This window comes from Streptomyces sp. NPDC002889 (assembly GCF_042888425.1).
Classification (GTDB): domain Bacteria; phylum Actinomycetota; class Actinomycetes; order Streptomycetales; family Streptomycetaceae; genus Streptomyces.
Window position 1 is genome coordinate 325,749 of sequence record NZ_JBIAPT010000002.1, and the last position, 14,820, is coordinate 340,568.

Here is a 14,820-nt window from a genome sequence, read left to right on the forward strand (position 1 = left end):
GTCCGGGGCCGGGCCCTGCCCACAGACGCTACCTCCCGGCCACGCCCCCGTCCCGTGGGGGCCGTTCTGCGTGCCGGTATCGTTGCTGACGGTCGGCGCCTTCGTAGGGTTCCCCGTATTCGGGAACACGATTCGTTCGTACGACCACACAAAGTCGCAGCGCAACGCGAAAAGAGTCCCCCTGTGGCCGCCCGCCCAGCCCGCCCCGCCCGCATCGTCGTCCTGGTCTCCGGGTCCGGTACGAATCTGCAAGCCCTCCTCGACGCCATCGCCGCCGACGAGGACGGCTACGGCGCCGAGATCGTCGCCGTCGGTGCCGACCGGTCCGGCATCGCGGGCCTGGAGCGCGCCGAGAAGGCCGGCCTGCCCACCTTCGTGCGGAGCGTGAAGGACTACGCGACCCGCGACGAGTGGGACGCCGCGCTCGCCGAGGCCACTGCCGCGTACGAGCCGGACCTTGTCGTCTCGGCCGGCTTCATGAAGATCGTGGGCAAGGAGTTCCTCGCCCGGTTCGGCGGGCGGTTCGTCAACACGCACCCCGCCCTGCTCCCCAGTTTTCCCGGTGCCCATGGAGTACGCGACGCGCTTGCGTACGGGGCGAAGGTCACCGGATGCACCGTCCACTTCGTCGACGACGGCGTCGACACCGGTCCGATCATCGCTCAGGGCGTGGTCGAGGTACGGGACGCGGACGATGAAGCCGCTCTCCATGAGCGGATCAAGGAAGTCGAGCGAAGGCTGCTCGTCGATGTCGTGGGGCGTCTGGCCCGTAACGGCTACAGCATTGAGGGACGAAAGGTTCATGTCGGTGAACACGGACACCGTTAAGCCCATCCGCCGCGCGCTGGTCAGCGTCTACGACAAGACGGGGCTGGAGGAGCTCGCACGCGGGCTGCACGCTGCCGGCGTCGAGCTCGTGTCGACCGGCTCGACCGCCACGAGGATCGCCGCCGCCGGGGTTCCGGTCACCAAGGTCGAGGAGCTGACCGGCTTCCCCGAGTGCCTGGACGGCCGGGTCAAGACGCTGCACCCGCGCGTGCACGCCGGGATCCTCGCCGACCTGCGGCTCGAGGACCACCGGCGTCAGCTCGCCGAGCTGGGCGTGGAGCCCTTCCAGCTGGTCGTCGTGAACCTGTACCCGTTCAAGGAGACCGTCGCCTCCGGCGCCGGCCCCGACGAGTGCGTCGAGCAGATCGACATCGGCGGCCCCTCCATGGTCCGCGCGGCCGCCAAGAACCACCCCTCGGTCGCGGTCGTCACCAGCCCCGCCCGCTACGCGGACGTGCTCGCCGCGGTCGAGGCCGGCGGCTTCGACCTCGCGACCCGCAAGCGCCTCGCCGCCGAGGCGTTCCAGCACACCGCCGCGTACGACGTCGCGGTCGCCTCCTGGTTCGCGAGCTCCTACGCCCCGGCCGACGAGTCGGGCTTCCCCGACTTCCTCGGGGCCACATGGGAGCGCGAGAACGTGCTGCGTTACGGCGAGAACCCGCACCAGCCGGCCGCGCTCTACACCTCCGGCTCCGCCGCGGGCGGCGGCCTCGCGCAGGCCGAGCAGCTGCACGGCAAGGAGATGTCGTACAACAACTTCACGGACACCGACGCCGCGCGCCGGGCCGCGTACGACCACACCGAGCCGTGCGTCGCGATCATCAAGCACGCCAACCCCTGCGGCATCGCGGTCGGCGCCGATGTCGCCGAGGCGCACCGCAGGGCGCACGCCTGCGACCCGCTGTCCGCGTTCGGCGGCGTGATCGCCGTCAACCGTCCGGTCTCCACGGAGATGGCGGAGCAGGTCGCGGAGATCTTCACCGAGGTCATCGTCGCCCCCGGGTACGAGGACGGCGCGGTCGAGATCCTGGCCCGCAAGAAGAACATCCGCGTGCTGCGCGCCGAGGGCGCCCCGGCGGCCACGGTCGAGCTCAGGCCGATCGACGGCGGCGCGCTGCTCCAGGTCACCGACCGTCTGCAGGCCGACGGCGACGACCCGGCGAACTGGACGCTCGCCACCGGCGAGGCCCTGTCCGCCGACGAGCTCGCCGAGCTGGCCTTCGCCTGGAGGGCATGCCGCGCGGTCAAGTCGAACGCGATCCTGCTCGCCAAGGACGGCGCATCGGTCGGCGTCGGCATGGGCCAGGTCAACCGAGTCGACTCCGCGAAGCTCGCGGTCGAGCGCGCCGGCGAGGAGCGGGCACGGGGCGCGTACGCCGCCTCGGACGCGTTCTTCCCGTTCCCCGACGGCCTGGAGATCCTGACCGCCGCGGGCGTCAAGGCCGTGGTGCAGCCGGGCGGTTCGGTCCGTGACGAGCTGGTCGTCGAGGCCGCGAAGAAGGCGGGCGTGACGATGTACTTCACCGGCACGCGGCACTTCTTCCACTGATTCCTGCTGTACCGCAAGCACGCGTACGGCCCCGCCGGTTTCCTGCCGGCGGGGCCGTACGCATGTGCGTGCGGCGGCGGTCGGCTCAAACGTGCGCGGAACAGGCGCCCTTCACGCCGAAGGCCGTAACACGGCGCCGGGCGGCGGGTGTTACGGCCTTCGTACGAAGCCGGGCGCGATCAGGCGCGCTGGCGGTTGAACCAGGCGGAGCCATCGGACTTGGCGACGAACACCAGGACCAGGATCGCGAGCACGAGGTGGACCAGGCTCAGCGGGAAGTACGGGTAGAGGCTGAACACGATGCACAGCGACGAGAAGACGATGATGCCGATACGGGCACCGCTGCCGCCCTTGCCGCACTGGATCGCAGCCCAGATCGCGCCGCCGAGGAAGACCACGGCCAGGGCGATCAGGGCGTACAGGACGCCGCTCGAGAACTTCGTGATGGCGTCGAAGCCCTCTTCGCCCTTGAGCGTCGGGTCGTCCTTGATCTTCTCCACGGCGGCGAGACCGAGAACGAGCAGGGCCGCGCCGATGACCTGCAGGCCGGCGATGACCCAGAGCATCACGCGGGCCGCCTTCACGCCGCCCGGCATCTCGGTCGGGCCGACCGGGTAGCCGGCGCCATAGGGCTGGACCGGCGGGGCCTGGGGGTAGCCGTAGCCGGGCTGCTGGCCCTGCTGCTGGCCGTACGGGTTGTTCGGGTCGCCGAAGCTCATGGCGGGATTCCTCCGTTGGAAAGTGCGGGGACGACGCGGTCCGAGCGGAGGAACTGCACAACACTCACTCTTTGTTTTGCCCCCCGGCACTGCCCGCGGCACTGCGCGGATCATCGTCGTATTGACATCGACTTTTTGTCCAGTCGGTATCTCTATGTGTTGTGCAAGTGCAACCTCGGCGGCCGCCCCGGTGGACAGAATTGGAACCGGGGCGGGTTCATCCGCGAGGATGGGGGCATGACTGCCCAGATTCTCGATGGCAAGGCCACCGCAGCCGCGATCAAGTCCGAGCTGACCGCCCGCGTGGCGGCTCTCAAGGAGCGGGGTGTCACCCCGGGCCTCGGGACCCTGCTCGTCGGGGACGACCCGGGAAGCCGCTGGTACGTCAACGGCAAGCACCGGGACTGTGCGCAGGTGGGCATCGCCTCGATTCAGCGCGAACTGCCCGACACCGCCACGCAGGAGGAGATCGAGGCCGTCGTACGGGAGCTCAACGAGAACCCCGAATGCACCGGCTACATCGTCCAACTCCCGCTTCCCAAGGGCATCGACGCAAACCGCGTGCTCGAGCTCATGGATCCGGCCAAGGACGCCGACGGGCTTCACCCGATGAGCCTCGGCCGGCTGGTGCTCGGCATCGAGGGGCCGCTGCCCTGCACCCCGTACGGCATCGTCCAGCTGCTGCGCCACCACGGCGTGGAGATCAATGGCGCGAACGTCGTGGTCGTCGGCCGTGGCGTCACGATCGGGAGGCCGATGCCGCTCGTGCTGACCCGCCGGTCCGAGAACGCGACGGTGACCCAGTGCCACACGGGTACGCGTGATCTGTCCGCCCACCTCAGGCAGGCCGACATCATCGTCGCCGCGGCCGGGGTGCCGCACCTGATCAAGCCCGAGGACATCAAGCCGGGCGCGGCCGTGCTCGACGTCGGCGTCAGCCGGGACGAGGAGGGCAAGATCGTCGGCGATGTCCACCCGGGTGTCGCGGAGGTGGCCGGCTGGGTCGCCCCCAACCCGGGCGGTGTCGGCCCGATGACCCGTGCCCAGCTGCTGGTGAACGTCGTCGAGGCGGCCGAGCGCGCCGCGTCCGCCGTCGCCGCGGGCTGACCGGGAGAGACTGAGTCCATGGGCGTACGCACGAACGACGACGCAGGACCCGAGGCGGCAGGGGCCGCTGCGGGTGCGACGGCCCCGCAGGACGCCACCGGGTCCGCGCGCGGTGCCGAGGCCGAGTCGGCCACGGGGGCCGCGGCGGACGGCCCCGGTGCGGTGCCGCGGCCCGGCGCGGAAGGCGCATCCGCCGACGCGGACGAGGCCGCGGGCCTCGACGACACCGCGCGGGTGGCCGGGCGTGGTGCGGCCGACGCCGCGGCCGGCCCCGAGCCCCGGCCCGGCGCCGATGCCGGCAGCGCGGACGATGCCGGTACGGAGTCCCGTGCCGAAGCGACGCCCGGACCGGAGGGCCCCGCGGGCCTCGACACGCCTCGCGGGGGTGCCCCGGTCCCGGACGCTTCCGGTGCGGAGACCCGTCCCGAGGCGCCGGCCGGTGGAACCGCGGCCCCCGAGGGCTCCGCGGGCCTTGAGGCGCCTGAGACGGACGCCTCCGGTCCGGACGGTGTCAAGAAGGGGTCCCGGCGGCCGCCAGCCGTCACGCGGGATACCGCGCGGCCCGAGGGCGGCGGGCGTGCCGCGCCCGGGGACGCTCCCGCGCCCGCCCGGCAGTGGCCGCTGCTCACCGTTCTCTCGCTGACCGGGCTCGGCCTGCTCATCGTCGGGATCGACGCCTTCGCGGACGCCTTCCGCGTGGGCACGATCCTGGTGGGCGTGGCCCTGATCACCGGAGGCGTCCTGCGGCGCGTGCTGCCCTCGGTGGGCATGCTCGCGGTGCGCTCCCGCTTCACCGACATGATCACGTACGGCACCCTGGGCATCGCGATCGTGCTGCTCGCCCTCGTCGCCCAGCCGGAGCCCTGGCTGGACGTGCCGTTCCTCGAGGACGCCGTGCACTTCACCGTGCGTTCCTCGCGTTAGCCGCGCGTACGCGGGGAAAAACCGGGCGTCCCTCTCGGCGCCGACTATCTTGACGACGAGGTACATCGACGAGTCCGCGTCTGAGACCACCGACATCGCCGACGAAGCCGTAGCGCGAGAGGGATGTTCCAGCTCATGGCCAAGATCAAGGTAGCCAACCCCGTCGTCGAGCTCGACGGTGACGAGATGACCCGCATCATCTGGCGGTTCGTCAAGGACAAACTGATCCTGCCGTACCTCGATATCGAGCTGAAGTACTTCGACCTGGGCATCGAGCACCGTGATGCCACCAACGACCAGGTCACGGTCGACGCCGCCAAAGCCATCAAGAAGTACGGCGTCGGTGTGAAGTGCGCGACGATCACGCCGGACGAGGCACGGGTCGAGGAGTTCAACCTCAAGGCCATGTACCGCTCGCCCAACGGCACCATCCGCAACATCCTCGGCGGCGTGATCTTCCGCGAGCCGATCATCATGGACAACGTGCCGCGTCTGGTCCCGGGCTGGACCAAGCCGATCGTCGTCGGCCGTCACGCCTTCGGCGACCAGTACCGCGCCACCGACCTCAAGGTTCCCGGTCCGGGCACCCTCACCATGACCTACACCCCGAAAGACGGCTCCGAGCCCGTCGAGCTCGAGGTCTACGAGTTCCCCGGCGCCGGTGTGGCGCTGTCGATGTACAACCTGGACGAGTCGATCCGCGACTTCGCGCGTGCCTCGTTCCGCTACGGCCTGGCCCGTGGTTACCCGGTCTACATGTCCACCAAGAACACGATCCTCAAGAAGTACGACGGTCGCTTCAAGGACATCTTCCAGGAGGTCTTCGACGCGGAGTTCAAGGCGGACTTCGACCGGGCCGGCCTGACCTACGAGCACCGCCTCATCGACGACATGGTCGCCTCGGCGCTCAAGTGGGAGGGCGGCTACGTCTGGGCCTGCAAGAACTACGACGGCGACGTCCAGTCCGACATCGTGGCGCAGGGCTTCGGCTCGCTCGGCCTGATGACCTCGGTGCTGATGTCCGCCGACGGCCGGACCGTCGAGGCCGAGGCCGCGCACGGTACGGTCACCCGCCACTACCGCCAGCACCAGCAGGGCAAGGCGACCTCGACCAACCCGATCGCCTCGATCTTCGCCTGGACCCGTGCTCTCGCCCACCGCGGCAAGCTGGACAACACTCCCGAGGTCATCAGGTTCGCCGGGACACTCGAGCAGGTCTGCATCGAGACGGTCGAGTCCGGCCGGATGACCAGGGATCTGGCGCTGCTGATCTCCAAGGACCAGCCGTGGCTGACCACGGAGCAGTTCCTCGACGCGCTCGACACCGACCTGAGCAAGAAGATGGCCCCCTCCTGAGACCGACCGGCGGCCCGCTTATCCTGATCGCTCGAGACGGCGACGGCGCCCGTCCTCTCCCCCGAGGGAGGACGGGCGCCCCCGTGTTTCAAGGGTCATGGACGCGCCAAGCCCGTTCAAGGTCCGGCTGTGGCCTGTGGCACGGAAGTGACCGTTCCGCCACGGTGTGATCGTTGAGCAACGGATGCGAGACTGGTGCCGCAACCGGGACGCGTCGAGCACCGGGGGGTATATAAAGCACCATCGGGGGACAAGGGGGAAGCGCGAAATGCCTCGTTGGAAGGAATTGCCTGAGGGACTGGACCCGGAGGTCCGGGAGTTCACAGGCCAGTTGCGTGGGGTTGTCGACCGCAGCGGACTGAGCATCGCCGCGGTGTCCGACCGCACCGGGTACAGCAAGACGTCCTGGGAGCGTTATCTCAATGGACGGCTGCTCGCGCCCAAGGGCGCGATCGTCGCGCTCGCCGAGGTCACCGGGATCGACACCGGCCACGTCATCACCATGTGGGAGCTCGCGGAACGCGCCTGGAGCCGCTCCGAGATGCGCCATGACATGACGATGGAAGCGATACGGATATCCCAGGCGCGCGCGGCCCTCGGCGAGTTCGGGCCGGGCGCGGACGGTCCGGGGCCTCACGGCCCCGGCGCGGTCGGCGAGCGCACCCGGGCCGCCTTCGTACCGGCGCAGGCGGGCGGCCGCGGCCGCCAGGCACCGCCGTCCGCCTCCGGTGGTCAAGGCGCTCCCGGCAGGCGCACGGGCAAGGCCGCGGGAACCGGCAAGGGCAAGGGCTTCATGGTCGTTGCCGCCCTCGTCGGCGTGCTGCTCGTCGCGGGCGGTGCCGTGTTCCTCACCGACCTCGGCGGGGGCGGCGATGAGGCCGGCCCGCAGGCCGTCGAGTCCACGTCCCCCACGCCCACCGCCACCGGCAGCTCGCAGCCGCCCACCGGGGCGAAGTGCAACGGCGCGGACTGCGCGGGCCAGGACCCGGAAGCGATGGGCTGCGGCGGCCCGCTGGCCGAGACCGTCGCCACCACGACGGTCGGCACGGCCGCCGTCGAGGTCCGGTACAGCAAGACGTGCGGCGCGGCCTGGGCCCGCATCACCAAGGCGGCCACCGGCGACACCGTGCAGATCACCGTGGCAGGCAAGGGCGAGCAGAACGGGCTGGTCAACGCCGACCTGGACGCGTATACGCCGATGGCGGCAGCGCCCGACCCGGCCGACGCGAAGGCGTGCGCCACGCTCAAGACCGGTACGACCGCCTGTACATCGGGCCAGTAGGCACCCCGGGGCGCGGAGGTGTGAGGTGTGGCGCGACCGGGTGAGCCGCGCCACAAGGGGGCGTGGGCGGGTCGGCGTCCGGGTCGGATAGCCTGACCGCTGGACTTCTCTTCACGTCAAGATTCACGTCGGGGCGTGGACGAGACATCCCGCACGAGGGGCAGAGTTGCCCACCGCCAGCTGTCTTACGGAGATCGCCATGACCCGCACTCCCGTCAACGTCACCGTGACCGGCGCGGCCGGCCAGATCGGCTACGCGCTGCTCTTCCGCATCGCCTCCGGCCACCTGCTCGGCGCGGATGTGCCGGTCAAGCTGCGCCTGCTCGAGATCCCGCAGGGTCTCAAGGCCGCCGAGGGCACCGCCATGGAGCTCGACGACTGCGCCTTCCCGCTGCTGCGGGGCATCGACATCACCGACGACCCGAACGTCGCCTTCGACGGCGCCAACGTGGCCCTCCTGGTCGGCGCCCGCCCGCGCACCAAGGGCATGGAGCGCGGTGACCTGCTCTCCGCCAACGGTGGCATCTTCAAGCCGCAGGGCAAGGCCATCAACGACAACGCCGCGGACGACATCAAGGTCCTCGTCGTGGGCAACCCGGCCAACACCAACGCGCTCATCGCGCAGGCCGCCGCCCCGGACGTACCGGCCGAGCGCTTCACCGCGATGACCCGCCTCGACCACAACCGCGCGATCTCGCAGCTGGCGAAGAAGACCGGCGCGCAGGTCACCGACATCAAGCGGCTGACCATCTGGGGCAACCACTCCGCGACCCAGTACCCGGACATCTTCCACGCCGAGATCGCCGGCAAGAACGCCGCCGAGATCGTGAACGACCAGGCGTGGCTGGCTGACGAGTTCATCCCGACCGTCGCCAAGCGCGGTGCCGCGATCATCGAGGCCCGCGGCGCGTCCTCGGCCGCCTCGGCCGCCAATGCCGCCCTCGACCACGTGTACACCTGGGTCAACGGCACGGAGGAGGGCAACTGGACCTCCATGGGTATCCCGTCGGACGGCTCCTACGGTGTCCCGGAGGGCCTGATCTCCTCCTTCCCGGTCACCACGAAGGACGGCAAGTACGAGATCGTCCAGGGCCTGGACATCAACGAGTTCTCGCGTACGCGCATCGACGCGTCGGTCGCGGAGCTCGAGGAGGAGCGCGCGGCGGTCCGCGAGCTCGGCCTCATCTGACACCGACGGCCGGCATGGCCGGCACGTTCTGACGCACGCCCCCGGTGGCTTCGGCCGCCGGGGGCGTACGTGTGTCGGCGAACTGCGCGACACCTCTCGCAGCCCGGGCCGTCATGCGCGTGATGCCTTTCGCCCCCGGGCCATCAGCAGACGTCCGCCATCGCAACGGGGATCGCATTCGCCAACGTTTGCGCTCCAACCGGACGATAATTGGCAGTCCCCAACTCCCCGTCATCTCAATGGACTTCCTTTTTGTGAACCCTGTTTCGTAGGGTTGCTGCAAAGCGATCACCGCATTGAGGAGAACGCATGGCCTGGGACGAGTGGGAGCAGATCAAAGCGGACGTGGCCTCGCGGCAGACCGGGATGAGACTCGATCAGCTCGACGGGGGTGGCGGGGGAGGAGGCGGTCCAGCGCTCTTCGCCCCGAATCTGGCCTCCACCCCGGCGCAGAAGAAGGCCGCGGCCGATTCCATCCAGACGCGCCTGGCGCCCGGCACCGGCAGGGCCGGCAGGACAGCCGAGGAAAGCACCGGCGTGGCGGTCAAGGAGTTCGGCCCCAAGGACGGTCACGGCTGGGACAGCGCCGGCGCGCTGAAGAGGGCGCATGAGGCGTGGGAGAAGCAGGTCAAGGTTCTGACCGATCGTCTGGAGTCGGAGAAGCACTCCCTGCGCCGGACCAAATCGTTGCTCGGGGACAACGACTTCGGCGTCGCCTCGCAACCGGGCCTGAAGCTCAGGGGCAACCAGAGCTGACCGCTGATCGACCGCACATGGGGGATACGTGCCGACCTACCACGAAGTGATGACGACCGACCTGTCCACGCTGACCACGGCTGCCGAGAAGTGGGAGGCGATGGCGGGCGAGTTCAAGAAGCTCGAGGACCAGTACAAGAAGGACGTCCACGGCATATCCATGGGCGAGTCCTGGACCGGGCTGAGCGCCCAGGCCGCGAGCGTGCGCTTCGATGTGACGCTCAAGGAGTACCAGGCCGCCCAGAAGGAGGCGAAGGCCGTCGCCTCGCTCCTGCGGGATGCGCACACGCAGTTCGTCGAGGCCCGGCGCAAGGTCAGGGCCCAGCGGGACGCCGCCGTCAAGGACGGTATGCGGGTCTCCGAGCAGGGCGTCGTCCAGTTCGACACCTCGCGGCTCGAAAAAGGGGAGTACACCGCCTACGTCCACGACCGCGACTACCAGGAGAGCGCCCGGCAGAAGGCCGCGGAGTGGGCTGAGCGCATCGAGCAGGCGGTGAAGGCCGCCGGTGACTCCGACGACGGCGTCAAGATCGCTCTCGATGCCGTGGTGGTCGACTCCAACTTTATGGACGGCACGGCCGGGGGCTTCAACGCGAGCGCCCAGGGCGATGTGGAGACGTACGAAGCGCGACATCTGAAGGACATCGCCACCCGGATCAATTCCGGCGACGCTTCGGAGGCGGACCTCCGGGAGGCCCGGCGGTCGTTCCGTGACAACTCCGGGGACAAGGCGTTCAGCCAGACCCTGCTCAACAGCATGGGTGCTTCGGGCACCCTCACGTTCACCAACAAGCTCAACGACCTGGCCCACTTCGACGACAAGGGCCGCAGGCAGGAGTACCTGGACCTGCAGAAGGGCCTGGCCACCACGCTGGCGACGGCGACCAAGGACCCGAACTCCGCGTTCTACAAGCAGTTCCGCGAGGACCTGAAAAGGGCCGGGGTCAAGCAGTACGACCTCGAGGTGACGGGCGAAAAGATCGACCTCGGCAGGGGGCACGGCCAGCAGGCCCGCGGCTACCAGAGCCTGGTCACCCTCATGCAGCAGGGTGACGGTTACTCCGGCCAGTTCCTCAAGGACATGGCCGACGACATCCGTACGGCCGAGGACAGGAAGCGGGGCGGCGACCCGGACATCTGGGACCTGTCCGGCGACTTCAGCGGCAAGAAGGACGGCTGGTTCGCCAACGACCCCCTCGACGGCGTGCTGGGCATCATGGCGGACGACCCCAGGACCGCGACCGACTACCTCGACCCGGGCCCGGACAACAAGAACGACAACCTCAAGTACCTGCTGGACGGGCGCGACTGGAACGGCGTCGACACCGAGCGGACCTCCGGGAAGGTCGAGGTCGTCGGTGCGGACGCCGCCGACAAGGACAACCGCACCGGTTTCGGCGCCGTGCTCGAGGCGGCCGCGACCGGTCATGTCCCCGGGTCGAAGCACGACCTCGGCGGCCATGACATGGCCCAGGCCCGCGTGATGAACGAGACCATCGGCGTGCTGAACGCCGCGGGCGAGGCGGACAAGCTCCCGGCGAACCTCCAGAGGCCGATGGCACACATGCTGATGGACTACACGCCGGACACCCACCAGATCCTCGGCATGGACAACAACAAGTACAACGGCGTGGACCGCGTCTGGAACGACGACGGGCAGGCCCGCATGGCCGTTCCCAAGGAAGAGCTGGTGAAGATCATGCGGGGCGTCGCCGACGACCCGGAAGCCTTCGGGCAGGTTTATCGCGCCGAGAAGCAGTACTCCCAGGACATCTTCGCCGCCATGCCGGACGACGCCCGGAGTCTGTCCACGCAGAACCGGATCATGGAGGCCTCGGCCTCGCTGGGCGCGTACGACGGAGTCCGGGCGGATGTCGTCTTCGACAAGCGGTTCGACAACATCCAGTGGGCGAACGACTTCAACCACGCACTCACCGGAAGTTCCGGTGCGGTGCTGAACTTCACGCCCGACAAGATGGCAGTCCCCGGAGACCTGGCCAACAGGGTCCTCGACTTCTACTCGTACGAGGCGACCAAGGACCGTATCGCCGAGGCCAGTACGGAGGCGACCAACGACAACTCCAAGCAGTTCAACGCCGGTCAGCGGGAAGTCGACGCCATGGTCGTCGAGTGGGCGAAGAGCAACGGTCACAAGGAGGACAGCGACTTCACGAGGAACCTCATGGGACACGGCCAGGTGCACCACGAGCGGGGGCGGGACGGGGCACTGCGTCATCTGCGCTCCGACTTCTGACAGGTCGGAGAGACCGGACCGCACAGCCCACGCACTTTTCGGAGCGGACTGAAACATCTGTATGCGACTCAAAGAAAACCGCGGCCCTGTGGCGGTCGTCCTCGTCTCCTGTCTCGCGCTGATCGCCGGAGTCCTCCACTTCACCGGGGTGTTCGGCGACTGGCGGGACAGGATGTCCCTCGACCGCGCGTGCCGGGGGACCCTGGCGCGCTCCGGCCTCGTCGAGGCCCTCGACGGTGAACGCGTGGCGGAGGTCGGGTCCTCCGACGAGGAATCCGGCTCCGGCTCCGGAGCGCTCACGCGCTGTGCCGTCACCTCGCGGGACAGTCACGACTCGCTGCGGGTCGACGTTCGCTGGGGCAGCGACGCCGACGGTCAGGCGCTGCCGCTCAGGCGGGCGGACATGGCGGGCGTGATGGGCAGGGCCGCTCCATTGGGCGGCGACTGGCCGGGGGCCTTCAGCCTGGGCGGCGACGGCCCGCAGGTCTCCGTCGCCCTGGCATGCCGCAACCGCAAGGACGAGAGCCTGCTCGTCAGCAGTCTGCTGAGCGGCGGGCGCGGCGACGACGGCGCGCGGCGCGCCGCCCAGGCCCGGCTCACGACCGCCACGGCGGTGAAGGCGGCCGAGGAGTTCGACTGCGAGGCGTCCGCGGGGAAGGAGACAGCGGACGCTCCGGACGACCCTCTCGGCAAGCCGGTTCCGCTGGGCCGGGCGAACGGCACCTGCGCTGCGCTGCGTCCGTCGGCCGCCGAAGCCCGGAAGGCCGGGGTCCCCGGAGCCATGGAGTCCGTGGCGCAGAAGAACGCGTCGTTGACCGACTGCTTCCTGGCCACGCCCGGCGGTGAGCCCGGGTATCGGCTGTCGGCCGCCTACGGCCCGCTGGCCAAGGCGTTCAGGGAGCTCGCCCCTCCGCGGCTGCGTGGCGAGGCCGGAGCCGGTGAGGGCACGAGCTACGCCTGGGCGACCGCCCGGTGCCCCGGTTCCGCCGAGCGCGCCGTCTTCACGCTCTGGCGCGTCCACGACCCGCAGAAGAACAGCTTCGCGGTGAAGAAGGGTTCGGCATCCTTCGAGTCGGCCGCGCTGAAGGCGTTCGCCGGGCAGTCGGCCGCGGCGCAGGGCTGCTCGGACCTCCGTCTGCCCTGAGGCCGCGCCGCGCCCGATCGCGACCCCCGTCGCGTGTGCGGCGTCACGAAGGGCCGGGAGGGGCCGGGTGTGCGGCGTGCGGGGTCGGGGGATGGGTGCCTCCCGAGTGACCAAAGTCACTTTCTGTGAAGCGTTGCGCATGGTTCTTGCTGAGCGGGGCAGGGGGCCAGGTCGCCGGGGCGGGTGACCGGCAAGGAACGTAACGGGAACGGAAGGCAAAACGCGACGTGTCGGCACAAAAGACCATCCATGTGGGCGGAGAGTGGCGTGCAGCCGCATCCGGGGCAACGCGCGAGATCATCGACCCCGCCGACGCGACCGTCTTCGCCGTCGTCGCCGAGGGCGGGGCCGAGGACACCGACGTGGCCGTAGCTACCGCGCGGAACGCCTTCGATGCCGGGGAGTGGCCCCGGACTCCCGTGGCGGAGCGAGCCGAGCTGCTGCGGCGCGTGGCCGGACTCCTGGAGCGTGACCGGGAGAAGATCGGCGCGCTGGAGAGCCGCGACGCCGGGAAGACCCTGGAGGAGGGGCGCGTCGACGTCGACTGCGTGCGCGACGCGTTCCGTTACTTCGCCGACCTCGTCATGAACGAGAGCGGCGGGCGCGTCGTCGATGCCGGGTCGGACGAGATCCACAGTGTCGTGGTGCACGAACCCGTCGGGGTCTGCGCACTGATCACACCGTGGAACTACCCGCTCCTGCAGGCCAGCTGGAAGATCGCTCCGGCGCTGGCCGCGGGCAACACGTTTGTGGTGAAGCCGAGCGAGATCACCCCGCTGACCACCGTCGCGCTCATCGGGCTGCTGCTGGAGGCCGGCCTGCCCGCGGGCGTCGCGAACCTCGTGACCGGCGCCGGGGACCCGGTCGGCGCCAGGCTCGCCGAGCACCCCGACGTGGACCTGGTGTCCTTCACCGGCGGGCTCACCAGCGGCACCAAGGTGATGCGTGCCGCCGCCGACAGCGTCAAGAAGGTCGCTCTCGAACTCGGCGGCAAGAACCCCAATGTCGTCTTCGCCGACGCGTGCGCGACGGCGGAAGGGTTCGACACCGCCGTGGATCAGGCGCTCAATGCCGCTTTCATCCACAGCGGACAGGTCTGTTCCGCCGGATCCCGGCTCATCGTCGAGGAGTCGCTGCGCGAGCGCTTCGTGGCCGAACTGGCGCGCAGGGCCGAGAAGATCCGCCTCGGCCGCGGCACCGACGAGCACGTGGAGTGCGGGCCCCTCGTATCGCAGCAGCAGCTCGCCAAGACCGAGGCGTACGTCGCCTCCGCGCTGCACGAGGGCGCGGTGCTGCGAGCCGGTGGGGAGCGGCCCGAAGGCCCGGGGTACTTCTACCGGCCCACCGTCCTCGACCGGTGCCACCGCGACATGCGCGTCGTACGCGAGGAGGTCTTCGGACCGGTCCTGACCGTGGAGACCTTCCGCACGGAGGACGAGGCGATCGCCCTCGCCAACGACACGGAGTACGGGCTGGCCGGTGGAGTCTGGAGCGCCGACGCGGGGCGGGCGCGACGGGTCGCCGGGCGGATGCGGCACGGGACCGTGTGGATCAACGACTTCCACCCCTACCTGCCGCAGGCGGAATGGGGCGGCTTCGGCAGGTCGGGCATCGGCCGGGAGCTGGGGCCGGCCGGGCTCGCCGAGTACCGCGAGGCCAAGCACATCTATCAGAACCTCGCCCCGCGCCCCGTGCGCTGGTTCGCGGGCTGA

12 protein-coding genes are annotated in these 14,820 nt (G+C 69.9%); 11 read left to right on the forward strand and 1 reads right to left on the reverse strand.

Going from position 1 to position 14,820, the window contains the following annotated elements:
* Nucleotides 1-183 precede the first annotated feature (183 nt).
* Both purN and purH read left to right on the forward strand, forming a co-directional pair.
* Nucleotides 184-828 (forward strand): phosphoribosylglycinamide formyltransferase, encoded by a 645-nt coding sequence (gene purN, locus ACFYWI_RS04330; RefSeq protein ID WP_389224962.1) that lies wholly within the window; start codon nucleotides 184-186, stop codon nucleotides 826-828.
* A complete protein-coding gene (purH, locus tag ACFYWI_RS04335) occupies nucleotides 803-2,377 on the forward strand; it encodes a bifunctional phosphoribosylaminoimidazolecarboxamide formyltransferase/IMP cyclohydrolase (RefSeq protein WP_389224964.1) in 1,575 nt (524 codons plus the stop codon). The genes purN and purH overlap by 26 nt, the downstream gene beginning before the upstream one ends.
* 179 nt (nucleotides 2,378-2,556) lie before the next feature.
* On the opposite strand, the gene ACFYWI_RS04340 is transcribed toward purH, so the two are convergent.
* Nucleotides 2,557-3,096: a hypothetical protein gene (locus ACFYWI_RS04340; RefSeq protein ID WP_389224966.1), complete on the reverse strand. Its 540-nt coding sequence runs from the start codon at nucleotides 3,094-3,096 to the stop codon at nucleotides 2,557-2,559.
* A 237-nt stretch (nucleotides 3,097-3,333) separates the two neighbouring features.
* Between ACFYWI_RS04340 and ACFYWI_RS04345 the strand changes: the two genes are divergently transcribed.
* From ACFYWI_RS04345 to ACFYWI_RS04385, 9 genes are all read left to right on the forward strand, one after another.
* Nucleotides 3,334-4,203 (forward strand): bifunctional methylenetetrahydrofolate dehydrogenase/methenyltetrahydrofolate cyclohydrolase, encoded by an 870-nt coding sequence (locus ACFYWI_RS04345; protein WP_389224968.1) that lies wholly within the window; start codon nucleotides 3,334-3,336, stop codon nucleotides 4,201-4,203.
* A gap of 18 nt (nucleotides 4,204-4,221) precedes the next feature.
* Complete coding sequence (locus ACFYWI_RS04350) at nucleotides 4,222-5,127, forward strand: DUF3017 domain-containing protein (protein ID WP_389224970.1); 906 nt, start codon at nucleotides 4,222-4,224, stop codon at nucleotides 5,125-5,127.
* Nucleotides 5,128-5,262: 135 nt separating this feature from the next.
* Nucleotides 5,263-6,483, forward strand: a complete 1,221-nt coding sequence (locus ACFYWI_RS04355) for an NADP-dependent isocitrate dehydrogenase (RefSeq protein WP_389224972.1) — start codon at nucleotides 5,263-5,265, stop codon at nucleotides 6,481-6,483.
* A gap of 268 nt (nucleotides 6,484-6,751) precedes the next feature.
* Nucleotides 6,752-7,765 (forward strand): DUF2690 domain-containing protein, encoded by a 1,014-nt coding sequence (locus ACFYWI_RS04360; protein ID WP_389224974.1) that lies wholly within the window; start codon nucleotides 6,752-6,754, stop codon nucleotides 7,763-7,765.
* A 199-nt stretch (nucleotides 7,766-7,964) separates the two neighbouring features.
* Complete coding sequence (locus ACFYWI_RS04365) at nucleotides 7,965-8,954, forward strand: malate dehydrogenase (RefSeq protein WP_389224976.1); 990 nt, start codon at nucleotides 7,965-7,967, stop codon at nucleotides 8,952-8,954.
* Between the two features lie 309 nt (nucleotides 8,955-9,263).
* Nucleotides 9,264-9,710 carry a hypothetical protein gene (locus ACFYWI_RS04370; RefSeq protein ID WP_389224978.1) on the forward strand — a complete coding sequence of 149 codons (447 nt, stop codon included), beginning with the start codon at nucleotides 9,264-9,266 and terminating at the stop codon, nucleotides 9,708-9,710.
* A gap of 49 nt (nucleotides 9,711-9,759) precedes the next feature.
* Nucleotides 9,760-11,964 carry a hypothetical protein gene (locus tag ACFYWI_RS04375; RefSeq protein ID WP_389224980.1) on the forward strand — a complete coding sequence of 735 codons (2,205 nt, stop codon included), beginning with the start codon at nucleotides 9,760-9,762 and terminating at the stop codon, nucleotides 11,962-11,964.
* 61 nt (nucleotides 11,965-12,025) lie between these two features.
* Nucleotides 12,026-13,108, forward strand: coding sequence for a hypothetical protein (locus ACFYWI_RS04380; protein WP_389224983.1), 1,083 nt, complete (start codon nucleotides 12,026-12,028; stop codon nucleotides 13,106-13,108).
* Nucleotides 13,109-13,335: 227 nt separating this feature from the next.
* Nucleotides 13,336-14,820: an aldehyde dehydrogenase family protein gene (locus ACFYWI_RS04385; protein WP_389224985.1), complete on the forward strand. Its 1,485-nt coding sequence runs from the start codon at nucleotides 13,336-13,338 to the stop codon at nucleotides 14,818-14,820.

Excerpts from the sequence above, each read along its gene's own strand:
- purH (WP_389224964.1), top strand. The coding sequence starts at position 803 with ATGTCGGTGAACACGGACACCGTTAAGCCCATCCGCCGCGCGCTGGTC.
- ACFYWI_RS04340 (WP_389224966.1), bottom strand. The coding sequence starts at position 3,096 with ATGAGCTTCGGCGACCCGAACAACCCGTACGGCCAGCAGCAGGGCCAG.
- ACFYWI_RS04345 (WP_389224968.1), top strand. The coding sequence starts at position 3,334 with ATGACTGCCCAGATTCTCGATGGCAAGGCCACCGCAGCCGCGATCAAG.
- ACFYWI_RS04350 (WP_389224970.1), top strand. The coding sequence starts at position 4,222 with ATGGGCGTACGCACGAACGACGACGCAGGACCCGAGGCGGCAGGGGCC.
- ACFYWI_RS04355 (WP_389224972.1), top strand. The coding sequence starts at position 5,263 with ATGGCCAAGATCAAGGTAGCCAACCCCGTCGTCGAGCTCGACGGTGAC.
- ACFYWI_RS04360 (WP_389224974.1), top strand. The coding sequence starts at position 6,752 with ATGCCTCGTTGGAAGGAATTGCCTGAGGGACTGGACCCGGAGGTCCGG.
- ACFYWI_RS04365 (WP_389224976.1), top strand. The coding sequence starts at position 7,965 with ATGACCCGCACTCCCGTCAACGTCACCGTGACCGGCGCGGCCGGCCAG.
- ACFYWI_RS04370 (WP_389224978.1), top strand. The coding sequence starts at position 9,264 with ATGGCCTGGGACGAGTGGGAGCAGATCAAAGCGGACGTGGCCTCGCGG.
- ACFYWI_RS04375 (WP_389224980.1), top strand. The coding sequence starts at position 9,760 with ATGACGACCGACCTGTCCACGCTGACCACGGCTGCCGAGAAGTGGGAG.
- ACFYWI_RS04380 (WP_389224983.1), top strand. The coding sequence starts at position 12,026 with ATGCGACTCAAAGAAAACCGCGGCCCTGTGGCGGTCGTCCTCGTCTCC.